Origin of the sequence: Microvirga vignae (assembly GCF_001017175.1) — a bacterium.
Classification (GTDB): Bacteria; Pseudomonadota; Alphaproteobacteria; order Rhizobiales; family Beijerinckiaceae; genus Microvirga; species Microvirga vignae.
In genome coordinates, this window is sequence record NZ_LCYG01000002.1 from 1 (window position 1) to 19,626 (window position 19,626).

The following is a 19,626-nucleotide window of genomic DNA, read 5'->3' on the forward strand; positions in this document are numbered from 1 at the left end:
CCGTGCTTGTCGCCGAGCACCTGGATTTCGATGTGGCGCGGATCGGTGATGAACTTCTCAATGAAGACGCGGTCGTCACCGAAGGACGAGGCCGCTTCCGACTTGGCGCGGGCGAAGCCTTCGGCCACCTCGTCCGCCGAATAGGCGATGCGCATGCCCTTGCCGCCGCCCCCGGCGGAGGCCTTGATCATCACCGGGTAGCCGATCTCGTTGGCGATCTGCACCGCCTGCTCCGGTCCCTCGATGACGCCAAGATAACCTGGCACCGTGGAGACCTTTGCGGAAGCGGCCGCCTTCTTCGACTCGATCTTGTCGCCCATGGCGGCAATGGCGCCGGGGTTGGGACCGATGAAGACGATGCCGGCATCGGCAAGCGCCTTGGGGAAGGCCTCTCGCTCGGAGAGGAAGCCGTAGCCAGGGTGGACCGCCTGGGCACCGGTCTTCTTGCAGGCCTCAATGATCTTCTCGATCACCAGGTAGGATTGAGCGGCAGCGGCGGGACCGATATGGACGGCCTCATCGGCCATTTCCACGTGGAGCGCATCCTTGTCGGCATCGGAATAGACAGCGACCGTTTTGATGCCCATTCGTCGGGCGGTCTTGATCACACGGCACGCAATCTCGCCACGGTTCGCAATCAGGATCTTGTCGAACATGAGCCTCGGATGCTCCACCCTTAAAAACTTAAGCCCCACTCCGTTACTGCACATCGGTGCATTCGGGAAGCGGGGCCGGATTTAGCATTTAGGTTAGACCGAAGGCTCGGCTCTTAGGCAGCTATGAGGTTTAAGCGCGCCTGCTGGCGTCCTCGCATGATGAAATCGAGGAGCGCGACATCCACATAACCTGCCTCGTCCAGGATGGCATAGGCGATGTTCATGGCATTGCGGCTCGGACCGCTGACCTCGAGCACGGTCGCCAGCCAAAGAGCATCCTCATTGCTCACCACCCCATGCGGCGCCCGCTTCCAGACCAAGAAATCGACGACGAGTTTGGTCAGCGCCGTGCCCCAGCTCTCCTCGGCTTCGATCATTCGGTCGAGCGCCAGGAGTGACTCCACCTCCAGGCGACTGGTGATGCCCTCGCCCAGAACCTCACCCGTGAGCCTCTTCACGTCATCGGAAGAAATAAAGTTACGCTCTACCGCGCTATCGATGAAATCGCGAAGACTATTCTTCAACATCCCTATGGCTCCCCTCGGCTTTTACTTTAGACAGCCGGTTGATCTCTTGTGTGGAGATGACTTTCACACGGGGGCAGGCCCGAAACCGTTAACGCGCAATTCTGAATCGTTGTTGAGGTTAAGCCTTGTTGAGACTTTTTGGTTGCCGGATTCTTTCAGCAGCGAATTCGCCAGCAACGGCACGGCTTTCGTCGTGAGAGCCCTTTACTCTTGCAATCCCGCAAGGTTGCCCTTTCCGCACTTCTTCTAACAGCGGTGGTACCTATGTCGCAGGCATGCGGCGCGATTGTCGCGTCCTCCGTTAAGGAACATAACCATGCGGCACCACGGCATTCATCACGTCACCGCCATTGCGGGTCCGGCCCGTCGCAACCTCGATTTCTATACCCGGGTTCTCGGCCTGCGACTCGTCAAGAAGACGGTGAACTTCGATGATCCCGGCACCTACCACTTCTATTTCGGCGACAGCCACGGCAACCCGGGCTCGATCCTCACCTTCTTTCCCTGGGAGCATGTTGCTCCGGGGCGCACGGGCGTGGGCTCGACCTCCGAGACTGCTTTCCGCGTACCGGAGAGCGCCCTCGGCTACTGGACGCACCGCTTCATCGAGCAGGGTGTCGAGCATGGCGCGCTGGAGAAGCGCTTCGGCCAGAGCGTCCTGACCTTCAAGGATCCGCACGGCACGAGCCTGTCTCTTGTGGGCGTTGCCGATGCCGGCAAAGAGGACGCCTGGACGGAGGGCGAGATCCCGACCGAGCATGCGATCCGCGGCCTCGAAGGCGTCACTCTGCTCGTCGAGAACGGCGAGCCGACGGGCGCGATCCTCACCGACGTCTTCGGCTTTAGCGAAGTGGCGCGTGAGGGCTCTCTCGTGCGCTACAGGAGCGATGCCACCATCGGCAGCACGGTCGATATCCGAAGCGTCGGCGGCTTCCTGCCGGGACGCATGGGCGGAGGCTCGGTCCATCATGTCGCCTTTCGTGCGGCCGACGATGCGGACCAGGAAGAGATGGTGAAGAAGCTTGCGGAAAAGCACGGCCTCCACACCACCGAGCAGAAGGACCGTAACTACTTCCGCTCCGTCTATTTCCGCGAGCCGAACGGCATTCTCTTCGAGATCGCCACAGATGGCCCCGGCTTTGCGGCCGACGAGGCGGAGGATCGATTGGGCAGCGAGCTGAAGCTCCCCGCCTTCCTCGAGCCGAGTCGTCCGAAGATCGAAGCCCATCTGCCTGAACTGGCCTAAAACCCTGAACCCTCTCCCGACCACACGTCGGGAGAGGGAGAAAGCACCCCGATGACCGAACTCTCCTTCATCCATCGCTACGAGCCCGCGACCGACCAGGGGCACCCGCCACTGCTGCTGCTTCACGGCACCGGAGGCGACGAGAACGACTTGATCAACTTGGGCCGCATGGTCTCTCCCGGATCCGCCCTGCTCTCCCCGCGCGGCAAGATCCTGGAGAATGGCATGCCACGTTTCTTCCGCCGCTTGGCGGAAGGCGTTTTCGACGAGGAAGATGTGCGCTTTCGTGCCAACGAGTTGGCGGATTTCGTTGCCGAGGCTCGGGACGCGTACGGCCTTGGGGCTCCGATTGCGCTGGGCTTTTCCAACGGCGCGAATATCGCAGCCGCCATGCTGATGCTGCGGCCGGAGGCACTGGCCGGAGCAGCGCTCCTGCGCGCCATGGTGCCGCTCAGCGATGCCCCGAAGACGGATCTCGCCGGCAAGCGCGTGCTGATGGTGTCGGGCCAGATGGATCCGATCATTCCAGTCGATAATTCCGCGCGTCTCGCCGCATCGCTTGCCTCATCGGGCGCTGATGTTCAGCACGAAACGCTGCCGACCGGCCACGGCCTGTCGCAAACCGATCTTCAGCTGCTGCTCAAGTGGCTTGCGTGAGAACACCCGTCTCGAAGAAGCGATCCATCGCTTCTTCCGCAGGCTTGATGTCGATGCCGCGTTCTTTCAGCCAGTCATCGTTGAAATGCGTGCTGCGATAGCGGTCGCCTGAATCGCACAGAAGCGTCACGACGGAGCCCTTCTCCCCGCGCAGCACCATCTCGCCGATGAGCTGCGCCACGGCCCAGAGATTTGTGCCCGTCGAGCCGCCGCAGGAACGGCCGATGCGATGAGAGAGAACGCGGGCCGCCGCGATGCTCGCTGCATCCGGCACGGCGTAAGCGCGGTCGATGAGTTCGGGCACGAAGGACGGCTCGCAGCGCGGACGACCGATGCCTTCGATCACGGAGGGCGGCTCGCAGGTATTGCACACGCTGCGGTCGGCGAGATGCCGGTGGAAGACGGACGCTTCCGGATCGGCAAGACACAGCTTCGTCGGCAGGCGGCGATAGCGGATGTAGCGCCCGAGCGTCGCCGAGGTGCCGCCGGTGCCCGCACCGACCACGATCCATCTCGGCACCGGATATTCCTCCTGCGCCATCTGGCTGAAGATGGATTCTGCGATGTTGTTGTTGCCGCGCCAGTCCGTCGCCCGCTCGGCATAGGTGAACTGGTCCATGTAATGGCCGCCGAGCTCGGCTGCCAGCCGCGCGCTCTCCTCGTACATCGCTGCGGGAGAATCCACGAAATGGCTCTCGCCGCCATAGAAGGCGATCTGCGCGATCTTCTCGGCCGAGGTGGAACGCGGCATCACGGCGATGAAGCGCAAGCCCAGCATCCGCGCGAAGTAGGCTTCCGACACAGCCGTCGATCCGCTCGACGCCTCGACGATCGTCGTGCTCGGCCCGATCCAGCCGTTGCACAGCCCATAGAGGAACAGCGACCGCGCCAGCCGGTGCTTGAGGCTTCCCGACGGATGGGTCGATTCATCCTTCAGATAAAGCGACACGCCCGGCACCGCCGGCAGCGGCACGCGCAGCAGATGCGTATCCGACGAGCGGTTGAAATCCGCCTCGATGATCTTGATGGCGTTGGAGACCCAGGAGCGGTCGCAGGACATGGGTGAGGCATCCGGACAGTGACTAAGCCACCCATAAAACAAAGCCCGGGCGGAAGTCGACTCGTCTCGGGCCCGTTTCGCTGGATGGGTATAAGCCTTAGAGTGGAATATTGTCGTGCTTCTTCCAGGGACGCTCGGTCTCCTTCTGCCGCAACATGGCGAGCGCACGTGCGATCCGTCGCCTTGTCGAATGCGGCATGATCACCTCGTCAACGTAGCCGCGCTCGGCGGCGACGAAGGGTGACATGAAGCGGTCTTCGTATTCCTTGGTGCGGGCGGCGATCTTCTCCTGGTCGCCGAGGTCCTGACGGAAGATGATTTCCACCGCGCCTTTCGCGCCCATCACCGCGATCTGGGCCGTGGGCCAGGCGTAATTGACATCGCCGCCGATGTGCTTGGAGGCCATCACGTCATATGCGCCGCCGAAGGCCTTTCGCGTGATCACCGTCACCAGCGGCACGGTGGCCTCGGAATAGGCGAACAGCAGCTTCGCGCCGTGCTTGATGAGGCCGCCGTACTCCTGCGCCGTGCCCGGCAGGAAGCCCGGCACGTCCTCGAAGGTGACGATCGGGATATTGAAGGCATCGCAGAAGCGCACGAAGCGCGCGGCCTTGCGGGAAGCATCCGAGTCGAGCACGCCCGCGAGCACCGTCGGCTGGTTGGCGACGATGCCCACCGTGCGGCCCTCGATGCGGCCGAAGCCGGTGATGATGTTCCTGGCGTAGGATTCCTGGAGCTCGAAGAAATCGCCCTCGTCCACGACCTTCAGGATCAGCTCCTTCATGTCGTAGGGCTTGTTCGGATTGTCCGGGATCAGCGTGTCGAGGCTGTCGTCCGTGCGGTTGGGATCGTCGAAGCTCGGGATTTCCGGCACGCCGTCCATGTTGTTGGCGGGCAGGAAGTCGAGCAAGCGACGTACCTGCAGCAGCGCCTCCACGTCGTTGTCGTAAGCGCCATCCGCCACCGAGGACTTGGTGGTATGAACCTTCGCGCCGCCGAGCTCCTCCGAGGTCACGGTCTCGTTGGTGACGGTCTTCACCACGTCGGGGCCGGTCACGAACATGTAAGAGCGGTCGCGCACCATGAAGATGAAGTCGGTCATGGCGGGCGAATAGACGTCGCCACCCGCGCAGGGTCCCATGATTACCGAGATCTGCGGAATGACGCCTGAGGCGATCACATTGCGCTTGAACACCTCGCCATAGCCGCCGAGCGCCGCCACACCCTCCTGGATGCGCGCACCGCCCGCATCGAACAGGCCTACGATGGGGGCGCGCATCTTCAGGGCCATGTCCTGAATCTTGGTAATCTTCTGGGCGTGGGCCTCGGAGAGCGAGCCGCCGAAGACCGTGAAGTCCTTGGCGAAGACAAAGACCGTGCGGCCGTTCACCGTACCCCAACCGGTCACGACGCCGTCGCCGGGAATCTTCACCTTTTCCATGCCGAAATCGCTGGAGCGGTGCTCGACGAACATGTCGAACTCCTCGAACGAGCCCTTATCGAGCAGGAGTTCGATGCGCTCCCGCGCCGTGAGCTTGCCTCGGGCATGCTGCGCGGCGATGCGCTTTTCGCCGCCGCCGAGGCGGGCCTGAGCCCGCCGCTCTTCAAGCCGTTCGAGAATGTCTTTCATGGGTGATCCCTGGTGCCGGGAGGAATGTTGGCCTTCCGCTTAGCACAGCCGTAAGCGCCTCAAAATCCCACTATGGGAGTGTGCTCCGCCGCACTTTACAGCCAAGCCTCGGCCTCTTAGAACCTAAATGCAATAACATTAGAACGGAGCACCCAGTGAAGACTACCCAGACCCTCGCCTCCCTTGCCACCGCCCTCTCCCTCTCGGCGGCCGGCTGCGCTAGTCGCTCGGAGGATGTGTCGGCCTAGTACGTGTCGACCGCCGCCTATTCGAGCTACAGCTGCCGTGAGCTGAGCATGGAGGCCCAGCGGGTCAGCGCCGCCGCTGCGGCTGCCGCTGGTGCCCAGAATTCCCAGCATACCAAGGACGTGGTGGCCACCACGGCCGCCGTCGTCATCTTCTGGCCGGCCGCTTTCTTCGTGGGCGGTGACAACGCCAGGACGGCAGAACTGGCCAACCTCAAGGGCCAGATGCTGGCCATCGAGCAGGCCTCCATTCAGAAGAAGTGTGGCATCAGTTTCAAGCGCGCTTGAAAGCCTCCAGACGCAACAAAGCCGCTGGCGCTCCCCACTCCGGCGGCTTTTTCCCTTAAAAGCCAACGAGGCGGAAGACCTCAGAGGCTGCCCTGAAATCGGCCTCGCGCCGTCGGCGGCGCTCCATGGCCTCGTAGTCCTCACCCCAGACGCTTTCCTGGTAGAGCTCGTCCACATGGGCGGCCGCCCAGGCCTGATCCGCATCGAGCTCGCCATAGGCATGGGCGAGTGCGATCAGCACGGAGCCGGAGAGCGTCGTCATCACGTGGAGAGCGGCGAGCGCGAAAGGCGAAGCGATCCGCTCGACCGCCGCGCGCACAGCGGCAATCGCCTCCTCCGGCTGCGTCACATGCATCACGCCTTCGGCCAGAGTAAAGCGCGCCCCGTGGGTGTCCCTGGCCCAGTCGAGAATGGGATTCCAGGCCGCATCCTGCGATTGGACGAGCCGCGCCGGTTCGCTGACGCGGTAGTAGATCAGGTCGGACCCCACATAGCGGACAAGATCGTCCACCACCTCCGCGTGCCGCGGCGAGACGCCGTCAATGGCGGAGTTGACGATGCGGGTGATAGGCATGGTGGACGGGTCGATTTCCGGCCCTTGCTCCGCCCATTCCTGGGCCATCGCCTCGGCAAGGGCGCGGGAAGGCACGGCCAACGCCTGTTTGCCCGGCGTCTTGGCGCCACGTCCGTCGAGGGTAAGGTGGAACAGGCCGTCCCTCTCCTCGACGCCGGCCTCCGTGTAGAAGCGCTTGGGCAGCGTCGGCTTCATGCCGGCCTGAGCCGCCCGCATCGGGTTGGGTTCGTCCTGTGATGGGAACCAGTCGCGTGGATCTGTCATGAGAGACGAGATAGGCGCTCAGGCCGGAAGATACGAGGGCTCGGACAAGAAAGCCCGCAGGGCCGGCTCAAGCTCCGCATAAGAATCGACGATGTGGCGAGCCCCCGTTTCCCACAACAGATCTACCGGCTGGAACCCCCAGGAGACGCCAATCGGCAGAACACTGGCGGATTTTGCCATGGCCATGTCGTAGCTGGAATCGCCGATCATCACCGTCTCTTCCTGCACCACGCCAAGCTCCTCCATCGCCTGGAGGATCATCGCCGGATGAGGCTTCGAGGGCGCATCGTCCGCCGTCTGGATAGTGGAGAACACGCCCTCCCAGCCATGCCGCTCGATCAGCTGTACCACGCCCTTGCGGGACTTGCCGGTCGCAAGGCCGAGCAGAACATCGTCACGGCTTTTCAGCCGCTCAATGCATTCGCTCGCCCCCGGAAAGAGCGGCGCATCGTTGGCCGGATCAAGGCGCAGGACGTTGTAGGCATCCTTGTACGCCTGAGCCATGCCTTCAACCGGCGCATCGGGGCCGGCCAGCACCTTGAAAGCCTCGACGAGAGACAGGCCAACGATGGAGAGCGACTTCTCCCGGCCCGGCGGCTCCATGCCATAGGCGCGGTATGCCCCGCGAATGGAGGCCACAATGATGTTCTGGCTGTCGACCAGCGTGCCGTCGACGTCGAAGAGAATGAGCTTCAACGGATACTCCCGTGCTTCTTTAACCCTGCGGCCCGGCGCCGTGGCAGATCTTGGGAGTGTTGATGTTCCAGTTGCCGCACTTGTCGCAGGCCGTAGCCAGCAGCCCGACGCCGATCACGAAAGCGGCCTGAAGGAAATGCTTCATAACCCGATGCCCCTGTTTTGAGCCGGTACCTTATTCAATAAATCCGGCTCAGACCAGAAGGCCGAGCCTTCTTTGACACGAATTCGCCATAGAGGTTCAAGCGAGCCGCATTCGGAAAAAGATCCTACATTGATCTTTCCGGCCTCGTCGCTCGTTGACTGAGCTCTATCTCCCACGGACCAGCCAAGCTCCCAGGCATAACGAGACAATGGACACGCCTGAAACCCTGAACATGGATGCTCTTCTGCAGCGGATCGAGGAGCTGGAGCAGGACAACCGTGAGCTCCGCGCCAAGCTGCGTGACCAAAGCATACTGTCCCATGCGGCATCGCTTCGACACGAAGCGCAGGACCGTGAGCACGCGCAGGAGATGTCCTCTGCCGCATCTCGCATCGAGACGCTGCAGGACTCACGCACCTCCCTCCAGGCAAGTGAGAAGCAGTTACGAGAGAGCGAAACCAGAGCGCGTGCGAGCGAAAAGAAGCTCCGTCAGATCGCCGACAGCCTGCCGGCCCTGATCGCCTATGTGGATGCGGATCAGCGCTACCGTTTCAACAACAGGGCCTATGAAACTTGGTTTTGCCGCCGTCCGAAAGATTTTTTCGGGGTTCATCTGCGTGATGCGGTCGGCGAACAGACGTATAGCCGGGCGAAACCCTTCATCGAGGCTGCTCTCGCCGGCAAGCGTAGCGGGCACGAGTGGTGGGCGCACTTTCCTGGCGGCCTTCGCTTCGTGAAATCAGAATACATTCCCGATCAACGAGAGGACGGCAGCGTCGCGGGATTTTATGTGCTCGCCTCGGACCTCACGGACATCAAGAAGTCGCAAGCCGCTCTTGCGGAAAGCGAAGCCCGGCTGCGTCTGGCCATCGATGCAGGACGCATGGCGATCTGGGAGTCGCACATAGCAACGAACACGATCACGACCTCGCCGGAACTGAACCGACTCCTCGGTTTTCCGCCGGACGCCTCTCCCTCTTCGGAGGAAATCGGGAGCCGCTATGCTCCAGGCCAGAGGAAGAACCTGCATCGTGTGGCGAGGAAGGCCCTGGCCCGGGGCGACCGCTTCGCCGAAACGGAGCTGGAGATCATCTTGCCTGATGGTTCGAAGCGTTGGCTTCTGCTTCGGGCGGAGTTGCTGGATATCGAGAACGGCGTGCCGGGCCGCGCGGTCGGGGTGGCGCTCGATATCACGGATCGCAAGAGGGCGGAGGAGCATCAGCAGCTGCTGATCAACGAGCTCAATCACCGGGTGAAGAACACCCTCACCACCGTACAATCCATCGTCACCCAGAGCCTGCGCAACGCGGGCACAGCCATGGAAGCCCGGGATGCGGTCGAGGGGCGCCTATTTGCCCTCTCCCGCGCTCACGACATTCTCACCCGCGAGAACTGGGACGGTGCCTACTTACGTGAGGTGGTTGCTCATGCCATCGAGCCGTTCGAGGGAGGCAGAGACGACCGCTTCGAAGTTTCAGGCGACGACATTCGCCTGCCGCCGCGCATCGCGCTCGCTATTGCCATGGCGATCCAGGAGCTCGGCACCAACGCGGCCAAGTATGGCGCCTTGTCGAACGAGACCGGACGCGTTGCGATTGAGTGGACCATGAAGGACCAGGAGGGCGCACCGCACCTCAGGATGGTTTGGACGGAAATGGACGGCCCATCTGTGATCGAGCCGCAGCGCCGGGGCTTCGGCACCCGGCTCATCGAACGCAGCTTGGCTCAGGAGCTCAACGGCTCGGTGGGGATCACCTTTGCGCCGTCAGGGGTCGTCTGCACGATCAACGCTCCCCTGACGGATAGCTGAAAGCCCGATCAGGCGGCGAGCCGCCTTTCGCTCAAGGAGACGATTCGGCGGACTTCGTCGCCCTCGATGGTCTCATGCTCCAGGAGCGCATCGACCAAGGCGTCCAGCGCCTCGCGGTTGTCCTCGATGCAGGCTTTGGCGGTCGCATACATCTCTTCGATGATCCGGCGGATTTCCTGCTCGACCTCGCGAGGGAAGCTCTCGCCCGAGCGCGCCACCTTCACCATGCCGATGGTGGGGCTCATGCCCCATTCGGTGACCATGCGGGTTGCGATGTTGGTGGCGTGAGCGATATCGCTCGCCGCACCCGTCGTGACCTTGCGAGGACCGAAGACAACTTCTTCAGCCGCGCGCCCGCCCATGGCGACGATGAGATCGGCCTCGAGCTTCTCCACGGGGATGCAGTAGCGGTCATTCTCCGGCAGGCGCATGACGAGGCCGAGGGCCTGCCCATGCGGGACGATGGTGGCGCTGTGCACCTTGTCGGAACCCGGCGTCAGGCAGGCGCAGAGGGCGTGTCCCGCCTCGTGCACGGCCACAAGCCTGCGCTCCTCGCTGGTGATCACGAGCGAGCGGCGCTCAAGGCCCATGATGATCTTGTTGCGGGCCGCCTCCAGATGATCGCGGTTGATCTCAGCCACGCCGTCGCGTGCGGCGAAGATCGCCGCCTCGTTGAGAAGGTTGCCCAGATCGGCACCGGAAAAGCCGGGGGTGCCCCGAGCAATGGAGGCAAGGTCCACACTCGCTGCCAGCTTCACGTTACGGGCATGCACGGCCAGGATCGCCTCGCGGCCATTGATGTCGGGAAGCCCGATATGCACCTGCCGGTCGAAGCGGCCGGGGCGCAACAGCGCAGGATCGAGCACATCGACCCGGTTCGTGGCGCCGATCACGATCACACCCGAAGTGGTGTTGAAGCCGTCCATCTCGACGAGGAGCTGGTTGAGCGTCGACTCGAACTCGCGATCCGCCGCCGAGCTGCCGCCACCGCGTTTGCGGCCGATAGCATCGATCTCGTCGATGAAGACCAGGCACGGCGCACGCCGGCGGGCCTGATCGAACAGCTTGGACACGCGGCTTTTGGCGATGCCGATCAGAGGAGCCGAGAAGTCGCTGCCCGACACGGCCATGAAGGACACGCCAGCTTCGCCTGCCAGCGCCTTGGCGATGAGCGTCTTGCCCGTTCCGGGCGGGCCGACCATCAGTACGCCGCGTGGGATGCGCGCCCCCACGGTCTCAAAGGCCTGGGTGTTGCGCAGGAAGGCGATCACCTCCTGCAGCTCGGCCTTTGCCTCCTCCTGGCCTGCCACGTTATCGAAGCGGTCCGGAATGTTCTTGACCGCACGCGGCCAGCGATTGGTCGGTTTGAAATCGACCTGAACGGCGACGAGTGCCAGCACCGCAGCCACCATGATCAGCGAGATCACGAAACTCGCCGCATGCGATGCATCGATGCCGGACGGCTTGAAATCCACCTGGGCGCCGAGGGCGGTCGCCCGGTCAACGGTTTGAGCACTCAGCAGCGAGCTCGGCAGCCGCACGAAGGCTTCCTGGTCCGCGATCCAAACAGAAAGGCCTCCGTCGTGCACCTGAACCTTGCGAACCTTGCCGGCTTCCAATTCGCGGGAGAAGTCGGAATAGGCGATCTCGTGGACCTTCTCGGATAGGAAGAAGGGCGCGGATACGGCACCTGCGACCACGGCCAGCGCCAGAACGGCAGCCGTGATAGCCACGCTTTTCCTGCGCAAGAGCTGTCTTGCTTTCTCGATCACACTGGACACGGACGCCCCCTTGTGGACTTCGTTTCTTATCGTCGAAGCCCGACCTGTAGTCGTTTTTGACGCAGTCCGCAGTACGGCGAAAGGGCACACCCAGAATGGAAAGGGCGGCAAATCAGTTCAGCAGATCCCGATATTCCTTGTGCCGGCGCAGCCACGCATAAGCGTAGCCGCAAAGAGGTGTGATCTTCCTGCCCTCGGCACGAGCAATCTCGGCAACACCTTGCATCAGTTCGCCGGCAGCCCCTGTGCCACGCAGCGGGAGAGCGGCCTCGACATGCCGAATGACGAGGGACGTGCCACGGCGCTCATAATTCGCAAAAGCCACATGCCCGTTGCGCTCGAGCTCGAAACGGTGACCGGCTGCGTTATCGCGAATAGCGCTGCCCATTCTTCAACTCCTTCGATTCACGCTCACGGGGACAACGTTACGCCGCAACGCGCGTTCCGGGAACAGCGAGGCTTGAGGAACAACCGTGGGCCCCTCCTGTTTCGATGAGCAGGAGGTTGTCATCCATGCCTACCGTCTTTCTCGATTGCGACGGCGTTCTCGCGGATTTCGACAAAGGAGCAGCGCGAGTTTTCGGGATGCCTCCTGGTGAGTATGAGCACCGGTTCGGCCTCAAACGGTTCTGGGCGGAGCTGGCCGTGACGGAGGATTTCTTCAACACGCTCGATCTGCTCCCCGATGCCCTGGAACTGTTCGAGGCGGTCCGCCACCTCGATCCGGTGATCCTGACTGGTCTGCCCCGGGGCAACTGGGCCGAGCCGCAGAAGCGTCGCTGGGCCGAGCGGCACTTTCCGGGCGTGGAAGTCATCACCACCACGGCAGCGCTGAAGCGCGAATACTGCCGGCATGGCGATGCTCTCGTCGACGACAGAGACAAATACCGCCATCTTTGGGAAGGCGTCGGCGGCATTTTCATCCACCATAGGAACGCAGCCAGCTCGATCCGCCAGCTGCGTGAGCATGGCTTTCTGCCGAAGACTTAGCGCATCGTGCGGAAAGGGGTCCCGGTTTTCAATGGCGTGGCCCTTCGGGTCGCTGACGTGGACCTCCGGTTCGTACCCAACGATGCACCCATCACAGGAGTCGTATCGGATCGAATCCCAAAAGTGGCCTCCACTTTTGGGTCTGATGCTCTAGTCGGCCAGCCTCTGCTCCAGGCGCGCCTTCACCTCAGGCCACTCCTCCCGGATGATGCTGTAGACGGCGGTGTCGCGAATATGCCCGTCGGGCATGATCATGTGACGGCGCAGGATGCCATCGAGCTTGGCTCCGAGGCGTTCGATGGCAGCACGCGACTGATCGTTTTGCGAGTGGGTACGGATCTCCACCGCGATACAGCCCAGGACCTCGAAAGCATGTCGGAGCATGAGATACTTCGCGTGCGTGTTCACGAAGGTCCGCTGCCAGGATCTTGCGATCCAGGTCGTGCCGATCTCGACCCGATGATTGGCGGCATCGATGTTCATGAAACGGGTCGAGCCCACGGCCTGATCGCCGTCCTTCACGATTGTCACAAAAGGCAGCGCGAGGCCCGCAACCTGCAGGTCAAGCGCCTTGCGCACATACTCCCCGAAGCCTTCCGGCCTCGGCACTGTGGTCGTCCTTTTCTCCCACAAGGCTCCATCGTTGGCGGCGTGGCCGAGCGCCGGAACGTCGTGGAGACTCAAGGGACGGAGAATAAGCCGGTCGGACGAGAGGATTACAGGCTCGATGTGAAGCATGGTCGAAGGGCCTTTGCGCTTTTAAAGCTAAGCTTCGCCATTCATTGTCGAGCATGCGGCAACAGTCAAACATCACCGACCGGGGAAAGTAGGCTGTCCCCGGTCGTGGGAGCAACTCGGCCTTATTCGCTCAGCTCAGCAGGTAGACGATGGCCGGCAGGCCCACCGCCAAACCGGCCAGAGCCCAGGCTCCGATAGCCTGTTGCCAGGCCACGTCGCCTGTCACGTTGCGCAAGCGTCGCGCGAAGGTCCCGGATTCCGCCACCTGTCCGCTCAGGCATGAGCACAAAGCGTAATGTGCCTGCCCATCGGAGAGCCCGAAATACCGCATGGCATCGCCGAGCTTGTCGCTCTCAAGCCCATCCGTCCGCAGGATCGGATCATCATAGGCCACCGTCAGGGGGGAGTTATCCTCCCGAACCAGAGCCCGTTCTGCTGGAGGCTTGTATTCGATTTCGCCCAGGGAGTTCAGACGCCGTGTCGGATCGCGCTCGAGGAGGCTGATCCAGCGATCCAGCCGTTCCTGCCGGGTCAATGGCTTCGGCTGAATGTCGGCAACGCTACGGAGATAGTCGAGATCTTTGTGTTCCATCGATCCCCTCCTTGCCAATGTCCCGGTCACCCATTGGGGTGACCGAGACAATGAATGGTGCGCTTCGCCCACGGCAAAAGTGCGACAAGAAGAGCCTCGAAAAAAGAAAGACCGGATTACTCCTCAGGAGCCTCGACGATGGGATCGTACTGGCTCGTATCGAACCCGAGAAGGTTGAAGCTCTGTTGCATGTGAGGCGGCAGTGGAGCAGTCACATCGATGGGTTTTCCGGTTCGTGGATTCGCAATCACGATGCGCCGTGCAAGCAGATGCAGCTTGTTCTGGATGCCGCCCGGGAGTTCCCAGTTCTCGATGTCGAAATACTTCGGATCGCCAACGATAGGATGGCCGATATGGGCCGTGTGCGCACGCAGCTGATGCGTGCGTCCGGTGACCGGCTTCAGCGACAGCCAGGAGAGCTTCTGCGCCGCGGTATCGATCACGGCGTAATAGGTGAGCGCATGGCTCGCCCCCTCATCGCCATGACGCGCCACCTTCATGCGCGCATCGCCCTCCTCGCCTTCCTTGGCGAGATAAGTGGAGACGCGGCCCTGGCGGACACGCGGCACGCCAGCGACCAGTGCCCAATAGATCTTGCGCGTGGTGCGCGAACGGAAGGACTTCGCCATCGTAGACGCGGCAAAGCGCGTCTTGGCGATGACAAGACAGCCCGCCGTGTCCTTGTCGAGACGGTGCACGAGGCGCGGCTTCTGTCCTTCCGCATCGCGCATGCATTCAAGCAGGCCATCCACGTGACGCGTGGTGCCCGAGCCACCCTGCACGGCCAAGCCCATCGGCTTGTTGATGATGAGGACATCCTTGTCCTCGTAGAGTGTGATGGACTTCAGGAACTCGCGGTCGCTTTGGTCCTTCGCCGCACTCCGCGACACCGGGCGCGGCTGGTCGAGCTTCAGCGGCGGAATGCGAACCTTCTGGCCAGCGGTGAGCCGGTCATTGGGCTGCGCGCGCTTGCCGTCGACGCGCAGTTCGCCCTTGCGGACGATGCGCTGGATATGGGTGAAGGCGAGCTGCGGGAAGCGGGCGACCAGGAAGCGGTCGACACGCATATCGGCCTCATCGGGCTCGACGACAAGCGTCTGCACGCCCGTCGCCAGCACTTCCTGAGCGGCGGCCTTGGCCTGAGCCCGCGTGGGCTTGCGCGGAGCCTCGGCCGTGGGCCGCGCGGGTGCCCTCGCGGCTGGTGTCATGGTCGCCGGTCTCTCGCGATGAGGCTCGTCGGAACGGCTCTTGGCCGCAGGCTTTGCGCTGCGCTGCTTCGTCGAAGGGCCCTTGGGAGGCCCTTTGCGCGCCGGCTTGTCCTCGCGGGAGCGGAAGCCCTGCCGCGCGCCAGACCGCCCACCACGGGCCCCATTCTGTCCTGAACTGCTTTTTCTCATGAGGTTGTGGGTATCAGAGCGCCGCCTTTGCGGCAATCGACGTTGAGCCTGCGGAGGAGTTTAAACCTCAACATCGCAAGGGCGCAGAAAGTTCAGCACCGCCTCGCGACACGTCACCCAATTCGCATCCTTCTCCGCATAGAACGAATGTCCAGCTCCCCGGAGAAGAAGCCTGTCCAGGCGGCTCCCCTCACCCCAGGAGGTTGTCGGTCGGGAGGCATCCTGATCCCCAAAGACCGTAAGGGCCGGGATCGTCATCGCATGCGGATCTTCATCCCTCAGTCGCGTGGAGGAGATGCAGGCAAGCCGTTTCAGGCAAAGGCCATGCAGAACGCTTTTCCAGAGAACCGCCCCTCCAGAGCTGTAGCCCAACCCGATCTCCGCATCCCCGAACCGCTCGACCACCTTGGCCGCTGCCGCATCGAAGCCGCCTTGGACCAGAGAGCGGTAGAGTTCCTCATCGCGCTGAGGAACGCCGAGAAGCTCCCCTAGCCCAACTCGCTCGACAGAAATCGAGCCCCTCAGACCGGACAGAAAGCACGTTTCCCGCGACGGCAGGCGGTTGATGTCGGTAAGGACGATGCACTTCACGCGAGGGCCTTAAGCGGCAAGCGTCCGCACGAGCGCCAGCCCAGCCGCAAGGCCTGCGATGGACAGGACGACGGATGCCGCCACATAGCCGAACGCCAACCCCATCTCGCCCCGCTCCCAGATCAGCAACGCATCGAGGGAGAAGGCTGAGAAGGTGGTGAAGCCGCCGAGCATTCCGGTGGTGAGGAAGAGGCGCATATGCTGACTCCACCCCTCGCCGGCCTTGAAGGCGAGCCATCCGGCAATGGCACCCATGAGGAATGACCCCACCACGTTCACCGTCAGCGTGCCGTAGGGAAAGGCGGTCCCGCAGTAACGTGCGCAGCCGAGATTGATCCCGTGACGGAGCGCGCCGCCGATGCCGGCACCGAGGAAGACGATGATGTAGGCCTGCATGATTTAGTCCTGATCGTCTTCGCCGCGTCGCTCGCGACGAAGCTTCTCCCACCAATCGAGGCGCTTCTTCACCTCGCGCTCGAAGCCGCGATCGACAGGCCCGTAGAAATGCTGACGTCCGAGTTTCTCGGGCCAATAATCCTGACCCGAGAAGGCATCCGGCTCGTCATGGTCGTAACGATAGCTTGCGCCATAGCCGATCTTCTTCATGAGCTTGGTCGGCGCATTGAGGATCGTCTTGGGCGGCATGAGAGAGCCATGCTCCTTCGCCACCGCTGTTGCTGCCTTGTAGGCCGTGTAGAGCGCGTTCGATTTCGGCGCAGTGGCAAGATAGACAGTCGCCTGTGCAAGCGCGAGCTCGCCTTCGGGCGAGCCGAGAAAATCGAAGGCATCCTTTGCGGCGTTCGCAATCACGAGTGCCTGCGGATCGGCAAGGCCGATATCCTCCACCGCCGCGCGAACGAGGCGGCGCGCGATGAAAAGTCGATCCTCACCGGCATCGAGCATGCGCGCGAGGTAATAGAGCGCCGCATCCGGGTCCGAGCCGCGAATGGTCTTGTGGAGCGCGGAAATGAGATTGTAATGCCCTTCCTGCCCCTTGTCGTAAATCGGCGCACGACGCTGGATGATCTCCTGCAGCTGCTCGGCATTAAAGATCTCGTCTGGCTTGGCCGAACGCCAGACCTCTTCGGCCAGCGTCAGCACGGCACGACCATCACCATCGGCCATCCGCACGAGCGAGGCGCGGGCCTCCTCATCGAGCGGCAGCTTCTTGCCCGTGATCTCCTCCGCTCGCGTCAGAATCTTTTCAATCGCCTCTTCATCGAGGGACTTGAAGAGAAGCACCCGCGCGCGGGAGAGAAGCGCCGCATTCAGTTCGAAGGATGGGTTCTCGGTCGTCGCGCCCACCAGCGTGATCGTGCCGTCTTCCATCACAGGCAGGAAGGCATCGAGCTGGGCGCGGTTGAAGCGATGAATCTCGTCGACAAACAGCAGCGTGCCCTTGCCCAGCAACCGGCGCTGACGGGCGGCCTCGAAGACCCTCTTGAGATCGGCAACGCCGGAGAAGATCGCCGAGATCTGGTCGAAGTGCAGGTCGGTCTCATGGGCCAGTAGCCGCGCGACCGTGGTCTTGCCGGTGCCGGGCGGCCCCCAGAAGATCAGGGATCCGAGAGACTTCGAGGCAATGAGCCGGGTCAGGATACCGTCTGGCCCGACCAGGTGCTCCTGCCCCACGACCTCGGACAGCTTCTGAGGCCGCATTCGATCCGCCAGAGGCCGAGGGGCGCTCTGATCGAGACCGGCGGATGAAAACAGGTCGCTCATGATCCTTGCGAGCTTAGGCGCGCATAGATGTCCTGGTCCAGTCGCGCCATGAGTCTTTCCGGATTTTCCAGGGGCGAAAAGCCATATTGGGCATAAAGACCATGGGCATCACGCGTCGCCAGCATCCAGCGGCGCAGGCTCTGGAGCTCCGGATGCTCCATGATGGCGCTCATCAGCACCTTCCCTGCCCCCTGCCCGCGTGTGCTGGCGCAAACGAAGACATCACAGAGATAGGCAAAGGTAGCCCTGTCGGTCACGACACGGGCAAAGCCCCGCAAGTCCCCGGCGGCATCGCGCAGCGCAAAGCACAGGGAATTCGCCACGGAGCGCTCGAAGAACGCGCGCGGCAAGCCTTTGGCCCAATAGCTCTCCGTCGAGATCCAACCATAAGCCGTATCGATCTCATCCGGCGAGAGCGTGTTCGAGATCGACCATCCGCTCATCGGCCGAGTACCGTCGTGAAGACCCGGCCGCCGCGATTGACCGTAATCTCCCAATAGCCACCAGCCCGGTCGATCAGGCGCTCGGCCTCCTTCGTGGAGGGCACCCGTTCGCCATTGATCGCAACGATCAGATCACCCTTTTCGAAACCGATGCTGCCTGCAACGCTGCGCTCGTCGAGATCGGCAATCACGACGCCCTCATCGGCAACATCGATCTGAAGTTCGTCAGCCACGGCCGGCGAAATGTTGACGAGGGTCGCGCCCGCAAACGGGGTGCGCGTACGGCCGCGAACCGGATCGCGCGGTGGAACTTCCGGCGGAGGCATGAGCCTGACCTGAAGCGTGCTTTGCTTGCCGCCGCGAAGGACGGTCACCGGAGCCTGCCCCTGCGTGCCCTTGAGGGTGAAGCGATAGCCGAAGGAATCCGGGTTATCGACCGGCTGACCATCGACCGCGAGGATGACGTCGCCCCGCTTGAGGCCAGCCTCGGCGGCGGGCCCCTTTTCGTAGACGGAGGTGACGAGAACGCCTGTCGGACGCTCCAGGCCAAGGCCAGTGGCGATATCCCCATCGACCGGCTGGAGACGCGCGCCGATCCACGGACGCACCACGTTCTGCGCGCCACCCTTGGCCGAATTCAGCACTACCCGCACCATGCTGGACGGCACAGCAAATCCGATGCCTATGCTGCCGCCGGAGCGGGAATAGATGGCCGTGTTGATGCCCACGACGCGTCCATTCATGTCGATGAGCGCACCGCCCGAATTGCCCGGATTGATGGCGGCGTCGGTCTGAATGAAGAACTGGTAATCGGAAATGCCTACCTGCGTACGCGCCAGGGCGGAGACGATGCCTTGGGTCACCGTCTGCCCGACACCGAAGGGATTGCCGATGGCAAGCACGATATCGCCGACTTGGAGGGCTTCCGAGTCACCCAGCTCGACCGCCTGGAGATTTGTGGCGCCCTTCAGCCTGAGCACGGCGATGTCGGTGCGCGGGTCCCGCAGAACGATGTCCGCCTCGAACTCGCGTCGGTCGGCGAGCGCCACCTTCACCTCGTTCATGTTCTCGATGACATGGTTGTTGGTGATCACGAGGCCTGCGGGATCGACAATCACGCCCGAGCCGAGGGAACTCTGAGACCGCCCGCGCGGAACGCCCGGCGTGTCCTCTCCGAAGAAGCGGCGGAAATACTCCTCCATGGCCGTGTTCTGCCGGCGCACGGACCGGCTGGCATAGACATTGACCACCGCCCCTGCGGTCTGGCGGACGATGGGAGCAAAGGAGAGCTGCACTTGGGCCTTGCTCTCAGGCACCACCCGCTGAGTCTGCGCCGTGGCGCCCCCTACCCCGAGAGCCAGGACGACAGCGATGATCGACAGACGGAACGGAGAAAAGCGCATGGCGGCGAATCCCTTCAACAACGGCGATAACCGATAGCGCATCAAGCGGAAAAGTGGACCCGGTTTTCCGCATCGAACGATGCGCCGCTTAAAAAGGAGCATCGGCTTGGCCGCAAAAGTGCAAGTCCACTTTCAGGGCCGATGCTCTGGAACGCAGCACGGAAAACACCA

General features: G+C 62.7%; 22 protein-coding genes. 5 read left to right on the plus strand and 17 right to left on the minus strand.

Going from position 1 to position 19,626, the window contains the following annotated elements:
* Both AA309_RS00095 and AA309_RS00100 read right to left on the minus strand, forming a co-directional pair.
* The coding region (locus tag AA309_RS00095) for a biotin carboxylase N-terminal domain-containing protein (protein ID WP_047186950.1) at positions 1–656 on the minus strand (656 nt) is incomplete at its 3' end.
* Between the two features lie 113 nt (positions 657–769).
* The gene (locus AA309_RS00100) at positions 770–1,183 is read right to left on the minus strand and encodes a hypothetical protein (RefSeq protein WP_047186951.1); all 414 of its coding nucleotides are present in this window, start codon (positions 1,181–1,183) and stop codon (positions 770–772) included.
* Between the two features lie 316 nt (positions 1,184–1,499).
* Between AA309_RS00100 and AA309_RS00105 the strand changes: the two genes are divergently transcribed.
* Complete coding sequence (locus AA309_RS00105; RefSeq protein ID WP_047186952.1) at positions 1,500–2,429, plus strand: ring-cleaving dioxygenase; 930 nt, start codon at positions 1,500–1,502, stop codon at positions 2,427–2,429.
* A 51-nt stretch (positions 2,430–2,480) separates the two neighbouring features.
* The gene (locus AA309_RS00110; RefSeq protein WP_047186953.1) at positions 2,481–3,086 is read left to right on the plus strand and encodes an alpha/beta hydrolase; all 606 of its coding nucleotides are present in this window, start codon (positions 2,481–2,483) and stop codon (positions 3,084–3,086) included.
* Here AA309_RS00110 and AA309_RS00115 read toward each other — a convergent pair.
* On the minus strand, positions 3,070–4,146 hold the full coding sequence (locus AA309_RS00115) for a PLP-dependent cysteine synthase family protein (protein ID WP_047186954.1): 1,077 nt from the start codon (positions 4,144–4,146) through the stop codon (positions 3,070–3,072). The two genes, AA309_RS00110 and AA309_RS00115, sit on opposite strands and share 17 nt — an antisense overlap.
* A gap of 97 nt (positions 4,147–4,243) precedes the next feature.
* The gene (locus tag AA309_RS00120; protein ID WP_047186955.1) at positions 4,244–5,776 is read right to left on the minus strand and encodes an acyl-CoA carboxylase subunit beta; all 1,533 of its coding nucleotides are present in this window, start codon (positions 5,774–5,776) and stop codon (positions 4,244–4,246) included.
* Positions 5,777–6,027: 251 nt separating this feature from the next.
* Here AA309_RS00120 and AA309_RS00125 point away from each other — a divergent pair, with 251 nt between their 5' ends.
* Positions 6,028–6,309 carry a hypothetical protein gene (locus tag AA309_RS00125; protein WP_342027913.1) on the plus strand — a complete coding sequence of 94 codons (282 nt, stop codon included), beginning with the start codon at positions 6,028–6,030 and terminating at the stop codon, positions 6,307–6,309.
* A gap of 55 nt (positions 6,310–6,364) precedes the next feature.
* On the opposite strand, the gene AA309_RS00130 is transcribed toward AA309_RS00125, so the two are convergent.
* The 3 genes from AA309_RS00130 to AA309_RS37120 are packed head-to-tail and all read right to left on the minus strand — an operon-like array spanning position 6,365 to position 7,988.
* Positions 6,365–7,147, minus strand: coding sequence for an ATP12 family chaperone protein (locus AA309_RS00130; RefSeq protein WP_047186956.1), 783 nt, complete (start codon positions 7,145–7,147; stop codon positions 6,365–6,367).
* An 18-nt stretch (positions 7,148–7,165) separates the two neighbouring features.
* Complete coding sequence (locus AA309_RS00135) at positions 7,166–7,843, minus strand: HAD-IA family hydrolase (protein WP_047186957.1); 678 nt, start codon at positions 7,841–7,843, stop codon at positions 7,166–7,168.
* A gap of 19 nt (positions 7,844–7,862) precedes the next feature.
* Complete coding sequence (locus AA309_RS37120) at positions 7,863–7,988, minus strand: hypothetical protein (RefSeq protein WP_280136857.1); 126 nt, start codon at positions 7,986–7,988, stop codon at positions 7,863–7,865.
* A gap of 208 nt (positions 7,989–8,196) precedes the next feature.
* On the opposite strand from AA309_RS37120, the gene AA309_RS31555 reads away from it, so the two are divergent.
* Positions 8,197–9,798, plus strand: a complete 1,602-nt coding sequence (locus tag AA309_RS31555; protein WP_052954406.1) for a sensor histidine kinase — start codon at positions 8,197–8,199, stop codon at positions 9,796–9,798.
* An 8-nt stretch (positions 9,799–9,806) separates the two neighbouring features.
* Here the strand turns inward: AA309_RS31555 and ftsH are convergent, their stop codons facing one another.
* Both ftsH and AA309_RS00150 read right to left on the minus strand, forming a co-directional pair.
* The gene (gene ftsH, locus AA309_RS00145; protein WP_244470208.1) at positions 9,807–11,579 is read right to left on the minus strand and encodes an ATP-dependent zinc metalloprotease FtsH; all 1,773 of its coding nucleotides are present in this window, start codon (positions 11,577–11,579) and stop codon (positions 9,807–9,809) included.
* A gap of 112 nt (positions 11,580–11,691) precedes the next feature.
* On the minus strand, positions 11,692–11,967 hold the full coding sequence (locus AA309_RS00150) for a GNAT family N-acetyltransferase (RefSeq protein ID WP_047186958.1): 276 nt from the start codon (positions 11,965–11,967) through the stop codon (positions 11,692–11,694).
* Between the two features lie 125 nt (positions 11,968–12,092).
* Here AA309_RS00150 and AA309_RS00155 point away from each other — a divergent pair, with 125 nt between their 5' ends.
* Entirely contained in the window at positions 12,093–12,569 is a 477-nt protein-coding gene (locus tag AA309_RS00155) for a 5' nucleotidase, NT5C type (protein ID WP_047186959.1), read from the plus strand.
* Between the two features lie 150 nt (positions 12,570–12,719).
* Here AA309_RS00155 and AA309_RS00160 read toward each other — a convergent pair whose 3' ends face one another.
* The 8 genes from AA309_RS00160 to AA309_RS00195 all read right to left on the minus strand — a co-directional run bounded on the left by AA309_RS00160 (position 12,720) and on the right by AA309_RS00195 (position 19,455).
* Positions 12,720–13,307: a GNAT family N-acetyltransferase gene (locus AA309_RS00160; RefSeq protein WP_047186960.1), complete on the minus strand. Its 588-nt coding sequence runs from the start codon at positions 13,305–13,307 to the stop codon at positions 12,720–12,722.
* A 130-nt stretch (positions 13,308–13,437) separates the two neighbouring features.
* Positions 13,438–13,899: a hypothetical protein gene (locus AA309_RS00165; protein ID WP_047186961.1), complete on the minus strand. Its 462-nt coding sequence runs from the start codon at positions 13,897–13,899 to the stop codon at positions 13,438–13,440.
* 116 nt (positions 13,900–14,015) lie between these two features.
* Positions 14,016–15,296, minus strand: coding sequence for an RluA family pseudouridine synthase (locus tag AA309_RS00170; RefSeq protein ID WP_047186962.1), 1,281 nt, complete (start codon positions 15,294–15,296; stop codon positions 14,016–14,018).
* Positions 15,297–15,356: 60 nt separating this feature from the next.
* Positions 15,357–15,887 carry an alpha/beta fold hydrolase gene (locus AA309_RS00175; protein WP_052954407.1) on the minus strand — a complete coding sequence of 177 codons (531 nt, stop codon included), beginning with the start codon at positions 15,885–15,887 and terminating at the stop codon, positions 15,357–15,359.
* Between the two features lie 9 nt (positions 15,888–15,896).
* Positions 15,897–16,283 (minus strand): fluoride efflux transporter CrcB, encoded by a 387-nt coding sequence (gene crcB / locus AA309_RS00180; protein WP_047186963.1) that lies wholly within the window; start codon positions 16,281–16,283, stop codon positions 15,897–15,899.
* Positions 16,284–16,286: 3 nt separating this feature from the next.
* The gene (locus AA309_RS00185; protein WP_047186964.1) at positions 16,287–17,609 is read right to left on the minus strand and encodes a replication-associated recombination protein A; all 1,323 of its coding nucleotides are present in this window, start codon (positions 17,607–17,609) and stop codon (positions 16,287–16,289) included.
* Positions 17,606–18,052, minus strand: coding sequence for a GNAT family N-acetyltransferase (locus AA309_RS00190; protein WP_047186965.1), 447 nt, complete (start codon positions 18,050–18,052; stop codon positions 17,606–17,608). The genes AA309_RS00185 and AA309_RS00190 overlap by 4 nt, the downstream gene beginning before the upstream one ends.
* Positions 18,049–19,455 carry a Do family serine endopeptidase gene (locus tag AA309_RS00195; protein WP_047186995.1) on the minus strand — a complete coding sequence of 469 codons (1,407 nt, stop codon included), beginning with the start codon at positions 19,453–19,455 and terminating at the stop codon, positions 18,049–18,051. The genes AA309_RS00190 and AA309_RS00195 overlap by 4 nt, the downstream gene beginning before the upstream one ends.
* Between the last annotated feature and the right edge of the window lie 171 nt (positions 19,456–19,626).

Excerpts from the sequence above, each read along its gene's own strand:
- AA309_RS00130 (WP_047186956.1), bottom strand. The coding sequence starts at position 7,147 with ATGACAGATCCACGCGACTGGTTCCCATCACAGGACGAACCCAACCCG.
- AA309_RS31555 (WP_052954406.1), top strand. The coding sequence starts at position 8,197 with ATGGACACGCCTGAAACCCTGAACATGGATGCTCTTCTGCAGCGGATC.
- AA309_RS00190 (WP_047186965.1), bottom strand. The coding sequence starts at position 18,052 with ATGAGCGGATGGTCGATCTCGAACACGCTCTCGCCGGATGAGATCGAT.
- AA309_RS00160 (WP_047186960.1), bottom strand. The coding sequence starts at position 13,307 with ATGCTTCACATCGAGCCTGTAATCCTCTCGTCCGACCGGCTTATTCTC.
- AA309_RS00170 (WP_047186962.1), bottom strand. The coding sequence starts at position 15,296 with ATGAGAAAAAGCAGTTCAGGACAGAATGGGGCCCGTGGTGGGCGGTCT.
- AA309_RS00105 (WP_047186952.1), top strand. The coding sequence starts at position 1,500 with ATGCGGCACCACGGCATTCATCACGTCACCGCCATTGCGGGTCCGGCC.
- AA309_RS00155 (WP_047186959.1), top strand. The coding sequence starts at position 12,093 with ATGCCTACCGTCTTTCTCGATTGCGACGGCGTTCTCGCGGATTTCGAC.
- AA309_RS00150 (WP_047186958.1), bottom strand. The coding sequence starts at position 11,967 with ATGGGCAGCGCTATTCGCGATAACGCAGCCGGTCACCGTTTCGAGCTC.
- crcB (WP_047186963.1), bottom strand. The coding sequence starts at position 16,283 with ATGCAGGCCTACATCATCGTCTTCCTCGGTGCCGGCATCGGCGGCGCG.
- AA309_RS37120 (WP_280136857.1), bottom strand. The coding sequence starts at position 7,988 with ATGAAGCATTTCCTTCAGGCCGCTTTCGTGATCGGCGTCGGGCTGCTG.
- AA309_RS00165 (WP_047186961.1), bottom strand. The coding sequence starts at position 13,899 with ATGGAACACAAAGATCTCGACTATCTCCGTAGCGTTGCCGACATTCAG.
- AA309_RS00115 (WP_047186954.1), bottom strand. The coding sequence starts at position 4,146 with ATGTCCTGCGACCGCTCCTGGGTCTCCAACGCCATCAAGATCATCGAG.
- AA309_RS00120 (WP_047186955.1), bottom strand. The coding sequence starts at position 5,776 with ATGAAAGACATTCTCGAACGGCTTGAAGAGCGGCGGGCTCAGGCCCGC.
- AA309_RS00195 (WP_047186995.1), bottom strand. The coding sequence starts at position 19,455 with ATGCGCTTTTCTCCGTTCCGTCTGTCGATCATCGCTGTCGTCCTGGCT.
- AA309_RS00185 (WP_047186964.1), bottom strand. The coding sequence starts at position 17,609 with ATGAGCGACCTGTTTTCATCCGCCGGTCTCGATCAGAGCGCCCCTCGG.
- AA309_RS00110 (WP_047186953.1), top strand. The coding sequence starts at position 2,481 with ATGACCGAACTCTCCTTCATCCATCGCTACGAGCCCGCGACCGACCAG.
- AA309_RS00100 (WP_047186951.1), bottom strand. The coding sequence starts at position 1,183 with ATGTTGAAGAATAGTCTTCGCGATTTCATCGATAGCGCGGTAGAGCGT.